Origin of the sequence: Streptomyces sp. NBC_00012, assembly GCF_045040875.1 — a bacterium.
Lineage (GTDB): Bacteria > Actinomycetota > Actinomycetes > Streptomycetales > Streptomycetaceae > Streptomyces.
Genome location: NZ_CP108309.1, coordinates 461,051 through 477,049 on the forward strand (window position 1 = coordinate 461,051; position 15,999 = coordinate 477,049).

14 protein-coding genes, 2 pseudogenes and 1 riboswitch are annotated in these 15,999 nt (G+C 67.8%); of the genes and pseudogenes, 8 read left to right on the top strand and 8 right to left on the bottom strand.

Going from position 1 to position 15,999, the window contains the following annotated elements; all coding sequences use genetic code 11:
* The first annotated feature begins 153 nt into the window (after positions 1–153).
* From OHA19_RS02405 to OHA19_RS02425, 5 genes are all read left to right on the top strand, one after another.
* Positions 154–834: a GAP family protein gene (locus OHA19_RS02405; protein ID WP_405749208.1), complete on the top strand. Its 681-nt coding sequence runs from the start codon at positions 154–156 to the stop codon at positions 832–834.
* Positions 835–911: 77 nt separating this feature from the next.
* Positions 912–2,261, top strand: a complete 1,350-nt coding sequence (locus OHA19_RS02410; RefSeq protein ID WP_405749211.1) for a tyrosine-type recombinase/integrase — start codon at positions 912–914, stop codon at positions 2,259–2,261.
* Positions 2,258–3,895, top strand: a complete 1,638-nt coding sequence (locus tag OHA19_RS02415) for a hypothetical protein (protein ID WP_405749214.1) — start codon at positions 2,258–2,260, stop codon at positions 3,893–3,895. Before OHA19_RS02410 ends, OHA19_RS02415 begins: the two co-directional genes overlap by 4 nt.
* A gap of 2 nt (positions 3,896–3,897) precedes the next feature.
* Positions 3,898–4,413 (top strand): hypothetical protein, encoded by a 516-nt coding sequence (locus OHA19_RS02420; RefSeq protein ID WP_405749216.1) that lies wholly within the window; start codon positions 3,898–3,900, stop codon positions 4,411–4,413.
* On the top strand, positions 4,410–4,793 hold the full coding sequence (locus OHA19_RS02425) for a DUF6262 family protein (RefSeq protein WP_405749219.1): 384 nt from the start codon (positions 4,410–4,412) through the stop codon (positions 4,791–4,793). The genes OHA19_RS02420 and OHA19_RS02425 overlap by 4 nt, the downstream gene beginning before the upstream one ends.
* Positions 4,794–4,882: 89 nt before the next feature.
* Here the strand turns inward: OHA19_RS02425 and OHA19_RS02430 are convergent, their stop codons facing one another.
* On the bottom strand, positions 4,883–5,368 hold the full coding sequence (locus tag OHA19_RS02430; RefSeq protein WP_405720416.1) for a hypothetical protein: 486 nt from the start codon (positions 5,366–5,368) through the stop codon (positions 4,883–4,885).
* Between the two features lie 164 nt (positions 5,369–5,532).
* On the opposite strand from OHA19_RS02430, the pseudogene OHA19_RS02435 reads away from it, so the two are divergent.
* A pseudogene (locus tag OHA19_RS02435) lies at positions 5,533–5,652 on the top strand (ATP-binding protein); the annotation flags it as partial.
* On the opposite strand, the gene OHA19_RS02440 reads toward OHA19_RS02435, so the two are convergent.
* From OHA19_RS02440 to OHA19_RS02450, 3 genes are all read right to left on the bottom strand, one after another.
* Positions 5,600–6,037 carry a hypothetical protein gene (locus tag OHA19_RS02440; protein ID WP_405720413.1) on the bottom strand — a complete coding sequence of 146 codons (438 nt, stop codon included), beginning with the start codon at positions 6,035–6,037 and terminating at the stop codon, positions 5,600–5,602. The pseudogene OHA19_RS02435 and the gene OHA19_RS02440 sit on opposite strands and share 53 nt — an antisense overlap.
* Before the next feature lie 579 nt (positions 6,038–6,616).
* On the bottom strand, positions 6,617–6,931 hold the full coding sequence (locus tag OHA19_RS02445; protein WP_053706924.1) for a helix-turn-helix transcriptional regulator: 315 nt from the start codon (positions 6,929–6,931) through the stop codon (positions 6,617–6,619).
* A complete protein-coding gene (locus tag OHA19_RS02450; RefSeq protein ID WP_405749222.1) occupies positions 6,928–7,992 on the bottom strand; it encodes a tyrosine-type recombinase/integrase in 1,065 nt (354 codons plus the stop codon). The genes OHA19_RS02445 and OHA19_RS02450 overlap by 4 nt, the downstream gene beginning before the upstream one ends.
* Before the next feature lie 145 nt (positions 7,993–8,137).
* Here OHA19_RS02450 and OHA19_RS02455 point away from each other — a divergent pair.
* A pseudogene (locus tag OHA19_RS02455) lies at positions 8,138–8,287 on the top strand (ATP-binding protein); the annotation flags it as partial.
* A gap of 76 nt (positions 8,288–8,363) precedes the next feature.
* Here the strand turns inward: OHA19_RS02455 and OHA19_RS02460 are convergent.
* The 4 genes from OHA19_RS02460 to OHA19_RS02475 all read right to left on the bottom strand — a co-directional run bounded on the left by OHA19_RS02460 (position 8,364) and on the right by OHA19_RS02475 (position 13,970).
* Positions 8,364–9,230: a bifunctional 5,10-methylenetetrahydrofolate dehydrogenase/5,10-methenyltetrahydrofolate cyclohydrolase gene (locus OHA19_RS02460; RefSeq protein ID WP_405722119.1), complete on the bottom strand. Its 867-nt coding sequence runs from the start codon at positions 9,228–9,230 to the stop codon at positions 8,364–8,366.
* Positions 9,231–9,252: 22 nt separating this feature from the next.
* Positions 9,253–9,338: riboswitch (ZMP/ZTP riboswitch) on the bottom strand.
* A 333-nt stretch (positions 9,339–9,671) separates the two neighbouring features.
* Positions 9,672–11,060, bottom strand: coding sequence for an alpha/beta hydrolase family protein (locus tag OHA19_RS02465; RefSeq protein ID WP_405749224.1), 1,389 nt, complete (start codon positions 11,058–11,060; stop codon positions 9,672–9,674).
* A gap of 1,102 nt (positions 11,061–12,162) precedes the next feature.
* Positions 12,163–13,377 carry an IS110 family transposase gene (locus tag OHA19_RS02470; protein ID WP_405749227.1) on the bottom strand — a complete coding sequence of 405 codons (1,215 nt, stop codon included), beginning with the start codon at positions 13,375–13,377 and terminating at the stop codon, positions 12,163–12,165.
* Positions 13,378–13,766: 389 nt separating this feature from the next.
* Positions 13,767–13,970 (bottom strand): hypothetical protein, encoded by a 204-nt coding sequence (locus tag OHA19_RS02475; RefSeq protein WP_405749230.1) that lies wholly within the window; start codon positions 13,968–13,970, stop codon positions 13,767–13,769.
* A 517-nt stretch (positions 13,971–14,487) separates the two neighbouring features.
* Between OHA19_RS02475 and OHA19_RS02480 the strand changes: the two genes are divergently transcribed.
* The gene (locus OHA19_RS02480) at positions 14,488–15,492 is read left to right on the top strand and encodes an SDR family NAD(P)-dependent oxidoreductase (RefSeq protein WP_405749233.1); all 1,005 of its coding nucleotides are present in this window, start codon (positions 14,488–14,490) and stop codon (positions 15,490–15,492) included.
* Positions 15,493–15,999 lie beyond the last annotated feature (507 nt).

Here is a 15,999-nt window from a genome sequence, read left to right on the forward strand (position 1 = left end):
CCCGGAGACAGATTCGGCCAGACGCAGGAAGATGGAATTGGGTGGGACGTGCCGCGTACGTCTTCATCACCATTCTCGGGCCGTCACTTCCGCGCGGCCGTGAAGACCGTGTCGCAGCTGATCGCTTCACCGGATCGCCACACGGAGGCAACCATGGGCGGAGTTCTCGGTGACGTGCTGGGTTTCGCGGCCGCAGTCGCGGTGAGCCCGCTCCCGATCATCGCAATCATCCTCATACTCGCCACGCCTCGGGGACGTCTCAACGGAGTTCTCTTCACCGTCGGCTGGGTCCTGGGACTCTCGGCGCTGGGTGTGGTGATGCTGGTGATCGCTTCCCCCGCAGGTGCCTCGGCCCACAATCACCCGGCTACCTGGGTGGGAGCCCTCAAGCTCGCTCTGGGCTTGTTCCTCGTCCTCTTCGGTGCCCGGCAATGGCATCGGCGCCCGAAAGATCCCTCGCAAGCCCAGCTGCCGAAGTGGATGGGCGCGATCGACCGTCTCACACCGGTCAAGGTATTCGCACTCGGACTGGCACTGGCCGCGCTCAACGCCAAGAACGCCCCGCTGACCATCGCTGCGGGCGCCGCGATCGGCTCGGCCGGACTGCCGGTCGGACAGCAGATCGCATCGCTGGCGATCTTCGTCCTGATCGCCACCCTCGGCCTGCTGGCCCCGCTGGGCGTTTTCCTCCTCGGGGGAGAACGGGCCAAGACCACGCTCGGCAATTGGAAAGAGTGGGCAGCCCAGCACAACATCGCTGTGATGGCCGTCCTGTTCTTCGTCCTCGGGCTGAAGCTTCTCGGAGACGGCATCTCCATCCTCGCCTCCTCATAGCAGCCAAGGAGTCCCGAGCCGAGAGAGAAGGCACTTTGGCCCTCGGCAGGGCAGCGGATGGCTTTATTCGCGAGTAGGTGATCGACGAGATGCTGCGGACGGACCTCGACGCGCCGCGCAAGCAGCGCCATACGATCACGCGGATCTTTCACCGGCTCGTCCAGGAGCATGGCACCGATGTGTCCGCCGGGTCACGAGGCGGAGGTCGACTTCGGCGACGTGACCGTGCGCCTGGCCTGCGAGCTGGTGACCTGCTACCTGTTCTCGCTCCGCCTGTCCTACTCGGGCAGGGCTGTGAGGTCGCTGCCTTCGAGCAGGAGTTCTTGGAGTTCTTGCGCGTCGGCCGGGATGCGTCGCCTCACACCCTGCGTTCCTACGCCGCGTCGCTGAGCGCGAGGTGGGAGGCGGCCGGGCTGGCGTGGGACGAGGTGACGCTACCGTCGTTCCTGCCATTCCTGACGGTGCTGCGTACCGGCGATCCGGTCGAAGTGCACCGCTTGCCAGGTACCGGTGCCGGCCGGGGTGAGGTGGCGGAGTCGACGGTGAGGCTGCGGGTGGCGGCGGTGCTGTCGTTCTACCGGTATCACGCGGATGTGCACGGAGTGGCAGTCGCCGGACGGCTCTACCGCGTCGGTGGTCGCCGGGCCCGTAGCCGATACATTGGCGCGTTGGCTCACCTGGACCGTGGCAATGACCATGCGAGCCCGGCGGTGCGCGTCCGCCCCCGCAATCGGGGACCGGCACCGGTGCTCACGCCAGCCCAGGCCGAGGCCATCCTCGACGGGTGCGCGCGCTTCGACGCCGGCTCAGGGCAGTGGTCGGGATCGGCACGCGACCGGCTGCTGTTCGCGACGCTGAGTGAGACCGGGATGCGGCGGGGCGAGTGCCTGTCGCTCAAGCACTGCGACTGGCACGTCGGCCGGGGCAGGACCCCGTTCGTCGAGGTCGTGCCGCGGCAAGACCACCCGGCCGGGGTGCGAGTGAAGAGCGGCCGGTTCCGCCGCATCTACATCAGCGACGACCTGGGGCGTCTGCACAGCGAGTACGTGTGGGAACTGTGCGACGCCGACGCCCACCGGGCGGTGGACCTGGAGAACTGGTGGGTGTTCGTCAACCTGCGTCGCGGTGAGTGGCTCGCACCGCTGCGGCCGGAGACCGTCTACGACCTGGTCGACAGCCTCAAGCGCCGACTGGGGAAGGCCGTTCCGTCCGCCTGGACGCCGCACTGGTGGCGCCATACCCACGCGACTGCGCTGCTGCTGTCCGGGGCTCACGAGCACGTGGTAATGCGGCGAATGGGCCACGCCGATGTGCAGACCACGCTGACCCTCTACGGCTGGGTCACCGAAGACTCCGAGCTGAAGACCCTGGCGAACTGGAAGTCTTTCACCACCAACTGGCTTGTTCTGGAAGGAAGTTCGGCATGACGGACCACCACCTCCCGTCAGTTCCTGCCGGCGGTTCGACCGGAACGGACCAGTTCGCACAGAGCGCCGCGCTGATCGACGGCTTGGACCCGGTGTTCGCCGGGCCACTCTTCGATGGGCGGGGCCCTCGGCTGGCCGGGGTGTTCATGCGCGGATCGCGGCAGGTCCGGCTGGACATCACCGCCCTGCCGCTGGTCGTGCGCCGCGAGGTCGGATGGTGGCTGGCCACCTGCGCGCGCACCGGTGAACGGCAGGCCCACGCCAGCGAGTGGAACCGCTGGGCGGCCACCGCCGCCGACGTCATCGCACGCCACGCGCACGTAGCCTCTTTCGCCGACCGGTCGCTGGCCGAGTGGATGACCGCCTGGGCCCGGAGATTCCATGCCGACCGAGGCCGGATGCCCGCCCCCGGGCACCGGATCCGAGCCGAGCACGCCCTGCGCGGCATGCTGGAACGGCTACTGCGGCAGTACGCCAGCGAGGTCAACTGGTGGCGCCACGACATCTGGTCGCTGCGGCTGGACCCACGCATCCCGCGGCGCGAACACGAACCACGCGCCAACACCGCCGTCCGCTGGGGCGACATCACCCCTCCCTGGCTGCGGGAGGGGACCAAGTTCTACCTACGGCTGCAGATGGAATCCGGGCAGCTCACCTGGTCGACAGTGATGCAGCACCGAGTGAACACGGCACGCTTCGCCGCGTTCGTGACCGAGCACGGAATCGACCACCCCGCCTTGGTGGACGGCTCCGAGCGGAGTCTGCGCGCACTCGCGCTCGACTTCGGCACCTTCCTGCACAACTGGCAGCGCGAGACACCGGGCCGAGCCGAGGTCGGCGGCAGCCTCCAGCCGAGGACGATCAACAAGAACCTGCAGACGGTCGACCTGTTCTACCGGGTCATGACCGACTGCCGCACCGAGGCCGCCGAAGCCCTGGACGATGCGCGGTGGCTGGCGCTCACCGACAGCCATGCCCGCATGTTCCGCCCCGCCGACCGGCCCCGTCAGCGCGAGGTCCGCGAGGCCGATGAACGCAACTACATCAACGACACCGACCTCAGCAGCATGCTCACCCACATCGAGCCCCTCGGCCTGCCGGCCGAGCGGACCCGCACCGTCGTCCGCGACGCCTGCCAGGTTGAGCTGGCCGGGCTCGGACATCCTGCAGTCATGCGGGCTTGGCTCATCCAGGCCATGACTGGACGCAGGGCCAGCGAAGTGCTGATGATGGACTTCGAGCCGCTGTCCGACATCCCCGGCCTGGACGCCGCCGCCGTTCCGGAGGGCGGGATGGCCGCGCGGCTCCGCTACCAGCAGACGAAAATCGACGCGGCGCCGAACACCCTCCTCGTCGGCCGCGACGTGGTCGAGATCATCCGGGAACAACAGGCATGGGTGCGTGAGCACTGGCACCTGGGCCCCGCCGAGACCATCCGCTACCTGTTCCCGACGACCACCGGCAACCGGCACGGCGCCAAGTCCTGGGAGACCAGCAACTACAACCACGTCCTGAAGGACTTCAGCCACCACCTGGACATGCGCGACTCGCGCGGCGAGCTCCTCCTCTACTCACGAAGCCACCGGCTCCGCCACACGAAGGCCACCACGCTCATCAACGCCCCCCGGAGATGACGATGCGGTACGCAGCGACCCGTGCGAGCACTGCCGAGCGCGAGTTCCTCGCCCTGGCCAAGGTCGGGCGCGACGGGCGCGAGATCGGAATGGACCGCCGCGACATGCTCGACCTCGTGCAGCTCGATCGCCGCACCGACCGCATGCTGCCCAACGGTTACTGCCTGCTGCCGCCCACCCGGTCCTGCGACAAGGGAAACGCATGCCACAGCTGCGACCACTTCGCAACCGACCGCACCTTCCTACCGGACATCCAGCGTCAGCTCGCCGAGACCCAGTCCCTGGTCACCGCCCGGCAGGCCCGCCACACCGAGCGGTACGGCGAGCCGATGAGCCTGGCCAACGTCTGGCTGGAACAGCGCAATGCGGAGATCCGCAGCATGCAGCTGGAGATCACCGCCCTCGAAGCCCAGCCAGCCGACAGCACAACCGCCGTCCGCGGCGCCGGCGTGCTCGGTCGCACGGGCTACCAGGACGCCGCCGGCGCCTCGGACCACAAAGGGGCATCACGCTCATGAACAAACGGCCGGATGAAACGGCCCCGGAAACCGTGCCTCCTGCTGACCGGCGGATCGCCGCCCTGCGACAGGCCGCCCAGGACAAACACAAGCAGGCCGTCCAACGAGCGGAGGCGGGCATCCGAAAGCTGATCAAGGAGGGCGAGGAGATTAATTTCCGGGCCGTCGCCCGCAGGGCTGGTGTCAGCCTGGACTTCCTCTATGCCCACACCGACCTGCGCAAACGCATCGAAGCCCTGCGCGGCCAGCAACGGACCGAGGACCGACCTGCCCCTCAGGCGCCCTCAGCCGACGACGGCACGGTCATCCATTCCCTTACCGAAACCCTTCGTCGTGAGCGCACCACTCACCGCGAGCGCGTCCAAGAACTCGAACAGTGACTGGCCGCACACGGCGAGATCCTGCGCTGGCAACGCGTGATCCAGTCACACGGCCCAGGGCTGTGACAGCACTCTCCGGGCTGCAGAACTTACGATCCAGAGCGCAATCCCAGAGCACTGTGCTCCACCACACCCGAGGGAAGATCGCTCCTTCCCGAAGCCCTGGCAGTCAACTCAACAAGGCCAGCGCGGAGTTCGGCGGCGGGCTCACCAAGGACGATCGCGCTGATGATCAGCTCCATCATCAGACAGTCGTACTCGTCGCCCATGCTCCGATAGCGCTCCCCATCGGCCTCGACCACAGCAGAGGCGATCCTCCTCCCACGACCAGCCGCGGGGGCAAAGGACACCTCATAGACGCCGTGACCGGTCCAACTCCGGTGCATGAAAAGGACATCGCCTTCAACGAAGACGTTCCACTTCTCATCCATGTCCCGGGCTCGATATCCGCGCTGGATCCGGTCCCAGTCCTCGTCAGTCCAGACACGATCCGGCAACTGAGACACCGGCCGGGGCGTGCTAATCGGGTGGAGGCGCCGGAACGACTCTCGGGTGAGCGGGGCATCGGCAGTCATGACGCGATCCTATGGAAGCACCACTCCAACAGGACAGCGGATTACCTCCAAGAGCAGGCAACCTGGGCGGAGGGCGCGCTCAACCGCCTTCCCGACGCGTCCGCAGCGTCCCGAACAGCAGCTTTGTAAGAATCCTTCGCCACTACCCCAGATAAGCGGAGGCCTTCGACTTCGACGCCAACCCCAACATCGACGCGGCGACCATCCACACCCTGGCCAGCTGCGAGTGGATCAAGAAGAGCCAGCCGCTCTGTCTGATCGGCGACTCCGGCACCGGCAAGTCAGTGCCCAGTCCTGCTTGCCGCGCTTGCTGGCGAGGAACAGGGCGAGGTCACGCACGATGGCCAGTGCGGCTTCGATGGTGCCGTCGGTGCGGGGCAGCGTTCCGGCACGCCGGGATCGCTCACGCGAGCGGATCATGAAGTCGGAGAAGGCCTCCACGGAAGGTCGCAGGGGGCCGGGGACCGCAAGGACCCGGCGTTGTCGGCGGCCGGCCGCGAGCCGCTCGGCCTGGTCGGTGGCCATGGCCAGACCGCGACTGGTGAAGAAGGTTTCCAGGGCACGGGCGAGGGAGCCCATCGAACGACCCGGGCGGCGGGAGCGTTCGAGTACGGACTGGGGGAGGTTGGGCTGGCCGTCCCGAAGAAGCCGCCCGAGGGAAGTGATCATCGTGCAGGCCCGGCCGACGGAGTACTTTGCGGCGAGATCTGTCGTGAAGTCCTGCAGCCAGTCGGGGGGATTGTCGAGTTCGGCAATGAGGTGTTCGGCCGGGACGAAGGGGCGATCGGGGTGACGCTGCCAGCAGGCCGAGCACAGTCCAAGCCCTGCGTGCTTCCGTACTCTGCCGCATTGCTCACAGGCCTGAGGCGGCTGTTTGGCCTGCCGGGGACGCGAGCAGTGCCCGCACCAGCCGGTGTCCTCGCGCAGATATCCGGGCCGGCCGCAACGAGGGCATGGATCCTTGGCGGCGTCGCGTTCGGACTTCCGCAGGCAAGTGCGGCAGAGAGCGGAGGATTTGCTCCGCACCGGGTGCCCGCATCCGGTGCATACCCGAGAGCGGGTGATGCACCGGCCTGTGTCCGCCTGGATGACGCGCTGTTGTCCGCACCGGGGACAAGTGGCACGGGCCGCGGCTTCCTTCTGCCGGGCAGTGCAGCGGCAGCAGTAGCGCCTGTCGATGAAGCCGACCGGTGCTCCGCAGCCGGTGCAGTCGCTCTGTTTAACGCCCACGATGCCGCCCTCTCCGGGTCAAAGAGGAGGCATCGAACGGCCCCGCGCGGACACTGCCTTCGGCAGGTCAGCGACCGGCCGAATCGGGGCCGCGGGACGTTCGACGGGGGTGGTGTCGACCTCGAAGAGGTCGTTGGGGGTGCAGTCCAGCGCGGTGCACAACGCGATCAGAGTGGACATCTTCACCTGGGAGGGCTCTTTGCTGAACAGTGCAGACACCGAGGCGGAGGACATTTGCAGCCCGGCACGTTCGGCTAGCAGCCGCTGCAGCTGGGTGCCGGTCCAGACCTCGCGCTGGGCGGCGGCCATCCGCAGGCGCCATCGGATCTTCATGCGGAGCTGTCCCCCTCGGCGGTCAGCTCGCCGAGCGTGGTGGTCACCGCGCGGCGATAGGCATCCTCGATGAACGTCGCGGAGGGACGGACGTATCTCATGGTTGAGCTGACGGTCCAGTGACCAAGGAGCTGCTGGATTGCCACCAAGTCCACACCACGCTCGTAGTTATGGGTCGCGCAGGCCCTCCGCAGAGCATGCGGACTGAAACGGTCGGTTGCAGGGCGGCCTTCGAGTTCCATCAGATAGCGCAAACGGTTGCGGATCGTCCCGCGGTGCAGACTGCCTCCGGACTCGTCCGCAAACAGCACCGGTGAGTCGGGGAACTTCCCGCGGACGTCGTCGAGGAACCAGTGCAGGACAAGGTCGAGGCCGTCCAGCATCGGCACCCAGCGCGGCCGGGGCCCGGAGGTGCGGGCGCCTTTGCCGAACCGGACATGGAGTTTCCCGAACGGGCCCCGCGTGAAGTGGAGGTCCGGGCGGTCCAGAAGCGACGCCTCTTCCGAGCGCAGGCCGGCGTGATAGAGCGTTCGGAACATCGCGTAGTCCCGAGCGGCGGGCGCGTACTTGCGGGCCGTGGCGATCCGGGCCTTGAGGAACTCGAAGAACTCCGCGACCCGCTCGGGGGTCGGTGGCGGCAACTGGGCCGGGGAGTCATCGCCGACATGCCGGGACGCGTTGAACTCATCGACCGGGCAGACCAGACGGACGCCGAACCCGGCTTCGATCTCGACGGCCTTGCGGACCTGCAGGAACCGGTGGAAGCCCTTGAAGATCTGCACATACTCGCGCCGGGTCGAGGCAGCCCGCCCGGCAAGAGCCAGGTCACCGACGACACGGTCGATGTCTTCGGGAGTGACGTCCCAGGCGGGCCGGCCCAGCGCACTGAGCGTCCGCTCCAGCAGGCCGATGTCGTTCTCAACCGTCACCGGACTGAACCCACGGGCCCGCCATGAGGCGACGAACGCCTCGACGCAATCGGCCTGGAACTCCCACGGATCGGCGGTCACCGGATCCAGCAGGACGGCACCACCCTGGACCACCCTCAACTGGGATGCCACCGACACACCTTCCTCGCACCTGACCGATCAAGGCAGCACCTGGAGAATCCGGGCACCACCACGAAGACCAACGAGGCCCGCAGAAGATGGATACGGGCCGGTGGTAGCGGCGATCCACGAGAAGGAACATGTGCCAGCCCCAGATGGCTGGACCAAGACGTTCACGGACCCCCGCCTCTGTGCGGCCATCGTCGACCGCCTCACCTTCAACGGCACCATCATCGAGACCGGCACCGACTCCTACCGCCTCGCCAGCACCAGGGCCCGCGCCGAAGAACCTGCCGCGGCCAGCTGACAGATCTGTGGACCCGCCTCCGTGACGGAAAGGACAGCCGACCCTACACACGGTCTCCAGTTCTGGGCGAAGAACTTCAGTGCTCCCGGATTCCGAGTGGGTTCGCGGCGGCTTCCACGGTCTGCGCGAGCAGGACGGCAATGGTCATCGGTCCGACGCCGCCGGGCACGGGAGTGATCAGACGTGCGCGGGTGCGGGCGGTGTCGAAGTCCACGTCGCCGACGTTGCCCGGGTTGTAACCGGCGTCGATCACCACTGCACCGGGCTTGATGTCCTCACCTCGGATCAGCCGGGGCCGTCCCACGGCCGCTACCACGACGTCCGCTTCCCGGACGATCGCTGACAGGTCCGCTGTGCGCGAGTGGCAGTACGTCACCGTTGCATCCTTCGCGAGAAGGAGCATCCCAACCGGTTTGCCGAGAATCGCACTGCGGCCCACTACGACGGCATGCTTGCCGGCAAGTTCTACGTCGTACGCCTCCAGCAGCCGCATGATCCCGCCGGGAGTGCAGGACACGAAGCCCGGCAGCGCGAAGCTCATCGCGGCGAAGGAATGCATCGTGACCCCGTCGACATCCTTCTCCGGGACAATGGCCTCGAACGCCGCTCGCTCGTCGATGTGCGGGCCGCAAGGATGTTGAAGCAGGATTCCGTGGACTTCCGGATCACCGGACAGGCCAGCGAGGGTGCCGATCAGTTCGGCGGTCGTGGTGGCGGCCGACAGACCGATGTACCGGGACTCGATGCCTGCCTTCGCGCACCGTGCCCGCTTCATGCGGACATACGTGACCGACGCGGGATCCTCTCCCACCAGCACCGTCGCCAAACAGGGACTGGTACCCGTGCGCCGTGAGATCTCCGCAGCCTTGGCAGCAGCCTCTTCGACGATACGTTTGGCGAGACCGGTGCCGTCCATGAGCTGGGCCGTCTGAGTCGCGGACATCATTGCCCTCCAGGCGTTGCTGACCACTCGCCCAGGCGCACGGCAACGACATCTCGTCAGACCGCTCCCCGGTGGTTCTCCACCTCAGCGCCAGTCACGGCCCACACCGCACTCTAGTAGACGCCGCATCCTCACCAGGCACCAATCAGCGTCCTCGACCAGGAAACGACTTACGAACCTCCGCCCCTCTGCGTTGACGTCATTCTCGTGAACATTTCTGACGCGCCCACGCACCAGATGCCTCCCGAACTCACAAGCAAATGCTGCTGCTGGAAGTGAACGAAGCCACGCCTCCCCGCCGCCACGACGGCGGCACACGCTGCCCTGGGCGATGTGGGTGATCTGGGAGCCGGTCTTGGCGGTCGCGGTTCTGGGGCTGTTGATGATCGGCCTCCACTTCTGTATGCCCTGACGCCCACCTCTCGATAAGGTCGAGAACGGTCAGAGGACGAGAAGCCCCCAGTACATCCCCCACGGCACGAAGACCAACCCCGCCAAGAAGAGAAGACCGAGGCGGACAGTCTCGGTTCGCCCGGCCCTCCCTTGCCTGTGCCACCACGACACCCCCGTCCACACGGTCGCCCCCACTACTGCGACGGCCAGGAGCTGCAGGGCGAGCCAGGGCAGCGTGCGCCCCAGAAGGGCAGGACCGGTGACACCAGCGGCGGTGAGCGCGAGGAAGAGTAGATAGACGGGCATCCCCACGAGCGCCGCAAGACCTGTCCCGGAAAGCCACCGTGCGGCGCGCAGCGACGGAACCCGCCGACCGCGCCCCTTGCCGACGCGGCGAATGAGCGCGCACAGCGGATACCCGGCGAAACCGATCGCGAGGACACAGAGGGCCGCCAGCTGGACTTGGCCTGCGTCGTACCAGACTGGCGATGGCAGGGCCCGGGTCTGCCGCTGCTGGTGCGGCGCCGGGCCGATGCTTGTGGGCGGCTGTTCGCGGCTCAGCCTCTCGATCCATGCCGCTTCGAAGTCCGAGTAGTCCGGAGGCAGTCGGGAGATTCGGTCGAAGCCGTGGTCGCGGGTCGCGTTGAGGTTGTGCCGCACGCCCGGCACGAAGCGGATGACGTAATTCCTGTTGCCGCCCCGACGCAGTGCGTGGGCGATGATCCGAGAGCTCTCCTGCGGGGCGGCCTCGCGGTCGAGGGTGCCCCATTCGGCCAGCACGGGCTGGCGGACGCGCTGCCACGTCGGCACCGGGTCGTAGTCGGCCTCCGGGAACAGGCCCGCGCCGACGAGCTGCCGGGTGAAGGGGCCCTGCATGGTGTGCGGAAGCGAGCCGGAGACACCCGCATGAGCCAGGTACTCGCTGTAGGCCCATGCCTGCTGCCGGGCAGGTTCCATGCCGACCGCCCCCGCGGTGATCACGAACGACACTTCCGCCGACCGGCTCGCTGTCAACGACACGACCCACGCACCCTCGGACAGTCCCCACATCCCGGTCCTGGTCCGGTCGACTCCGGGCCGTTCGCGCAGCAGGCGGAGCGCAGCAAGCGCGTCATCGGCGAGGAGAGAATAGTCGCGGTGCAGAGTGGAGTACCCGGTGGTGCGTTTGTCGTAGATCAGGGTCACGATGCCGTGCCGGGCATACGACTCGGCCGCAGTCCGTAACTCCGACCGGCCGCCTGGACCCGCACCTGGCACCATCACCAGCGCGGGCCGATCCCTGGCACCTGCCGTGGGGCTTAACACTGTCCCGTTCAGGCGCTCGCCGTCCACGCCGGTGAACGACACCTCAACCGCGGTGGTTCGGTCGTCTGTCGGAGCGGCTGCAGCCGTCGGTGACAGCAGCACCAGGGCAACGCAGACTGCCGACAGCAGCAACAGCAGTCTGCGAGGGCAGAGCCCACGTGTGAGTCTCATCTCAATCCCCCGGGTTTCCGGTCGGCAAGCAGCCGTGACGTGCGAGTCCTTGGAGATCCAGATCCTCGTTGCCAACACACCGGGCGTCGAGGTGGATGGGCCCCCTCTAGAGGTGGGGATAACCCCCGGATCTGCGCTGTGATCGTGTCAGCGTGGGCTTACGGGCAAGGACTGGTGCCCCAGAAACCGCTCAAGAACCCGTCTTCGAGGCCCCTTGAGCACTGGATGTCCGCCGGTGCGCCCGATCGCCTTGTGCTGGCCGCATGCCGACCCTACGGAGGGACGGGATTCGGCGGTAGGACTGACCGTGAGTATGGGTTTCGGTGCGCAGGGCGGCCGCGAAGCAGACCGGTAAGGGCATGCTGCGACGGACATCGGCAGGAGCGATCACGGGCTTCGTGCTGCGCCCGTCGACAGTTGCAGGGCTGGGAGTCAGGGCGGCGCCCACTGGCGAACATGAGAGCTGGGGCGCTACTGAAGCTGGGGCGGCGGTTGCCCGCGCTCGGTGCGGATGCATGCCTGATGCGGTGGCTGGACGCGGACCGCGTCCACTGGCCGGGTGGGTGCACACCCGGGAAACCGCGCACATGCTGGCCTGGACGCTGAACGGGACCACACCGCCGGGCCCTCGCCGGACGTTTACCCAGGCCCTGTCTCGGGCCGTTCGTCCCTTCCCCGTAACTGGCTACGGGCGACCGGGCGGCGTTCTTCGTCCGCCTGCACGCCACCGTCGAGCACGCCGCCCGGCAGGGCGAGAGCGGCGTGCTGCTGCACCGCCAGGCGCTCTACCTTCTCCGGTTCCGGCCCGCCGTTCTCTGGGACCCGGTATGCGCCGGCCTCGCCCGCCGCCCCTGATCCTCATCCGCGACGACGCCTTGGTTCTGCACACCATGAAGTGGCCCGACGGACGCAGACAGGAGCCCCGCCGGGCCGGGCGGGTCTTTGGTGTCAGCGGCCGTCTTGTTGAGGCCGGATGAGGAGCAGGGCGATGTCGTCGTTGCGGGGGGGGCCTCTATGTCCTTCGTCAAGGACGCGGTGCCGGGTGTGCGGGCTTTTGGGGTGGTTATGCGGCCAGGATGGCGGTGGGGGCTTTGGACTCGTAGAAGGTGCCGTCGCGGAGCATGGCGAACAGGACGCTGATGCGTTGGCGGGCGAGGCGGAGGAGTGCTTGGGCGTGGGTCTTGCCGCGGGCGCGTTGGCGGTCGTAGTAGGTGCGGGAGGCGGGGTCTGCGTTCATGCAGGCGAAGGCGGAGAGGAACATCGCGCGTTTGAGCTGCCGGTTTCCTCCTCGTGGTGCGTGTTCGCCGTGGATCGAGGTCCCGGACGACTTGGTTGTGGGGGCGAGGCCGGCGTAGGAGGCGAGGTGGGCTGCGCTGGGGAACCCGGTGCCGTCGCCGACCGTGACCAGCAGGACGGCGGCGGTCCTGACTCCGACTCCGGGCATCGAGGTCAGGACCGGGTGAAGAGGGTGGGCCTCCAACAGGGTGGTGATCTGGGCTTCGAGCGCTCTGCGCTGGTCGTGGACCGCTGCGAGCGAGGCGGCCAGGGGCGGGATCACGATGTCGAGGGTGCCCGTGCCGGGAACGATGACGGTCTGTTCGTCGAGGGCGTCGAAGACGTCGTCGATCGGCCTCTGTGCCATCCGCGGGGCCTTGGGCCGGATGAGTTCGACGAGTCTGCGGCGGCCGGCTTTCCTCAGGGCGGCCGGGGATCCGTATCGTTCGAGGAGCCAGGTGACGGCCCGGTGGTCCAGTCGCGGGCCCAGGACGCGCTCGAGGCTGGGGTGGAACTGGGTGAGCAGGCCGCGTATCCGGTTGCTGGTGCGGGTGGCTTCCGCGGCGAGGTCCTGGTCGAAGCCGGTCAGGACGGTGAGCTCGGCGGTGATCTCGTCGGTCAGCTCCAGCGAGCGCAGGGTGTGGGGCATCGTCCGGGCGGCGTCCGCGATCACCGCCGCGTCCTTCGCGTCGGTCTTCGCCTCGCCGGGATACGGATCGGCGATCCGCCGCATCGCGAGTCCGGGCAGGTAGGCGACCTGGCAGCCCGCGTCCCGGGCGACGGTCAGGGGCAGAGCACCGATCGAGGCGGGCCGGTCGACAATCACCAGCACGGTGCCGAACTTCGCGGTCAGCTTGTCGAGGACGGCCCGCAGTTTCGGTTCGCTGTTGGGCATCGGCTTGTCGAAGACCTTCTTCCCGGCCGGGGTCAGCCCGTGGCCGTGATGGGCACTCTTGCCGACGTCCATGCCCAGGAAGACGCCCACATCGCCGGTGTCGAACATCGCACCCCTCCCAAGTGGTTGACCTTGCCGGCCTCGGCGGTGGCACCGTGCTCGCGCATCCACGTTATGCAGACCTGCCCGCCCGCGAGCTGCCCGGCATTGCACCGGGCCAGGCGGTGGCCGGACCTCTCATCAGCGTCTCCGACGGCACCCCACGGACCCGGCGACACCACCCCCCAGGTCATCGCTTCGACAGAGGGGACACAGTCATACCGGGCCCGGAGGCCAACGGCCCCATTGCAGGACCGCGAAAAAGATAACGGGGGGGGCCGGTGTCTCGCGTGCGAGACGTCTCGGTGCCAGCGGCGGCCGCGTCGTGGATCGCGGTCAGGGCACGGGCGGAGCAGGTACGCCTGCGCGCGGGAGATACCGAACTCAGCCTGGCAGTACTACTCCCACGAGGCATGGCCGAGGGTAAGCCAGACGCCGGCGGCGTACGCGTCACGGATCCGGACGGCGAGCACCGCCGCGGAGCGCTGGACGTCGTCCATCGCCTCGCGCAGCCCGGCCGTCATGACCCGGGCGCGGGCCGCGCTGAGCGGCGCTCGTGCTGGTTCGGTGACGTCGTCCTGGTACTGGTCGTGCTCGCCCATGGCTTCATCGTCCTCCGGGCTGCGGGCCGGACCAGGACGCACGGAACACGGCACCTCACACCTCGCAGCTCACCCCGTCTACCTGGAGAAACGGGCTGTGAGGCTCGTAGACCTCATAGCGAGACACTGGCCCCGGCGCTGAGCGGGTGTCCCGTGCCATCGAACCTGGATCGATTGCCATCGAAGTTGAACCGAACACAGCTTGTGACACCGAAGATGGACCGCCGCAGGCCAAGGTCGATGCGCCGCTGCTCCGTGGGATGGCGGGTGGTGCGGGCCCTCACCGACGAGGATGATCCTGACGGCCAGCGGGTTTCTGTCACTTGTTCTTGTTCGGTGGGGAAAGCTGCGGCCGTTGCCGCGCTGGACCCGCGCAGTGTCGGTCAGCTGTCGGCGGGGACAGCGACCTGTCGGCGGGATGTAGGCGCCGCCCGGGACCGTGGGAACTGGGCGTGGCCAGCTGTGAATGTGCGGCCCCGCCCCCCTCCAGACCATTCCGAGCATCCGGGAGCCCGCCATGCCCTCCGTACCCCAGGTCCCGCAGTGGGACGTCCACCGGCTGCCTCGCGCCGAGGGAAAGAGCTTCCTGGTCACCGGCGGCAACGCAGGCATCGGGTATTTCGTCGTCGAGCAGCTCGCCGCCACCGGGGCCATGGTCGTTCTCGGTAGTCGCGACAGGGCAAAGGCCGAAGACGCAATCGCTTCCATCAGCTCGCGCGTGCCCGGCGCCAAGATAAAGCACCTGTCCCTGGACCTGGCCGATCTCGATTCGCTCAAGGCATCCGTGGACGCGCTCGGACTGGATCGCCTCGACGCCGTCGTCCACAACGCCGGCGTGGCGCTCGACCATCCACCGCGCCGCGAAACCCCGGCCGGCCACGAGCTGATGCTGGCGACCAATCACCTGGGGCACTTCGCACTGACCCACCACCTGGCCCCCCTGCTCACGGCAACCCCGGGGAGTCGGATCGTCACCACCGGCAGCTTCGCCGCCAAGTCCGAACGCCTGGACCTCGACAACCTCCAGAGCACGCACGACTACCAGCCCAAGCGTGCTTATGCCCGGTCGAAGTTGGCCCAGATGCTCTTCGCTGTCGAACTCGACCGCCGCCTGCGTGCCGCCGGCAGCACGACGCTGAGCGTGGTCGTTCATCCCGGCGGCGCGCTCGACTCCCTCACTCCCTCGCGCCCGCCATTGCATGTCCGGACCGCCGCCGAGCGGCTGCGGCATCTGCCACTCGGCCTTCTCGTCCAGGGCAAGGACGCTGCCGCATGGCCTGCTGTTCAGGCCGTGCTCGACCCGGGCGTCCGCGGCGGCCAGATGTGGAGCCCCCGACTCTTCGGGCTGCGCGGTATGCCCAGGATCGAACCGCTCTGGAAACACCTCGCCGACACCACGTCCGCGACACGCCTGTGGGCGGCCAGCTGCGACCTGACTGGCACCGACCTGGCGTTCACCGCACCGACGAGTTTCGGTGCGCCTGAAGGCCCAGCGACTGAGCGCGGCGGAGTAGACGCCTGACCGGATGAGATCGGACAAGCAGTCAAGATCGTTTGGCAAACGGTCAAGACTCGTGAGACAGGACAGTCGCTTGGGAACCGGCAGAACGCCGGGCCACCGCTTCGGCGAAAGTTCGCAGCGCGCTGGCCTGCGACGGTCCATCTTCGGGGTCAAAAACCACGCACTGGTCCAGATTCAGTGGCAATCGGTCCAGGTTCGCTGTCACAGGTCAGCGGGGCGCGGTCGGCTGCGACATCATGGCTGCACACGATTGGGCAGCCAACTGGGCTGAGTCGTCACAGAAAGTTTCGGTGGCGCCAGGGGCAGACAACTGGGCTGCCGTCCCGATTAGTTAAGCATGAGGCGTTCACACCTACCGCTGACCTCGATCGGCTGTGCAGCCTCGCTGTCTGGCCGCTCATGCTGCGACTGCCAATGTCTGTGCTGGTGCCCGCGGCGATGCTCATGCTCGCGTATTCGGCGCTGCGTGAGCATCAGCGGCGTCATCGGCTCGTAGACCTGACAACG

What these genes read in the sequence shown, in the direction of transcription:
- OHA19_RS02405 (WP_405749208.1), top strand. Translation starts at nt 154, where the DNA reads ATGGGCGGAGTTCTCGGTGACGTGCTGGGTTTCGCGGCCGCAGTCGCG.
- OHA19_RS02415 (WP_405749214.1), top strand. Translation starts at nt 2,258, where the DNA reads ATGACGGACCACCACCTCCCGTCAGTTCCTGCCGGCGGTTCGACCGGA.
- OHA19_RS02420 (WP_405749216.1), top strand. Translation starts at nt 3,898, where the DNA reads ATGCGGTACGCAGCGACCCGTGCGAGCACTGCCGAGCGCGAGTTCCTC.
- OHA19_RS02425 (WP_405749219.1), top strand. Translation starts at nt 4,410, where the DNA reads ATGAACAAACGGCCGGATGAAACGGCCCCGGAAACCGTGCCTCCTGCT.
- OHA19_RS02430 (WP_405720416.1), bottom strand. Translation starts at nt 5,368, where the DNA reads ATGACTGCCGATGCCCCGCTCACCCGAGAGTCGTTCCGGCGCCTCCAC.
- OHA19_RS02440 (WP_405720413.1), bottom strand. Translation starts at nt 6,037, where the DNA reads ATGATCACTTCCCTCGGGCGGCTTCTTCGGGACGGCCAGCCCAACCTC.
- OHA19_RS02445 (WP_053706924.1), bottom strand. Translation starts at nt 6,931, where the DNA reads ATGAAGATCCGATGGCGCCTGCGGATGGCCGCCGCCCAGCGCGAGGTC.
- OHA19_RS02460 (WP_405722119.1), bottom strand. Translation starts at nt 9,230, where the DNA reads ATGTCCGCGACTCAGACGGCCCAGCTCATGGACGGCACCGGTCTCGCC.
- OHA19_RS02470 (WP_405749227.1), bottom strand. Translation starts at nt 13,377, where the DNA reads ATGTTCGACACCGGCGATGTGGGCGTCTTCCTGGGCATGGACGTCGGC.
- OHA19_RS02475 (WP_405749230.1), bottom strand. Translation starts at nt 13,970, where the DNA reads ATGGGCGAGCACGACCAGTACCAGGACGACGTCACCGAACCAGCACGA.
- OHA19_RS02480 (WP_405749233.1), top strand. Translation starts at nt 14,488, where the DNA reads ATGCCCTCCGTACCCCAGGTCCCGCAGTGGGACGTCCACCGGCTGCCT.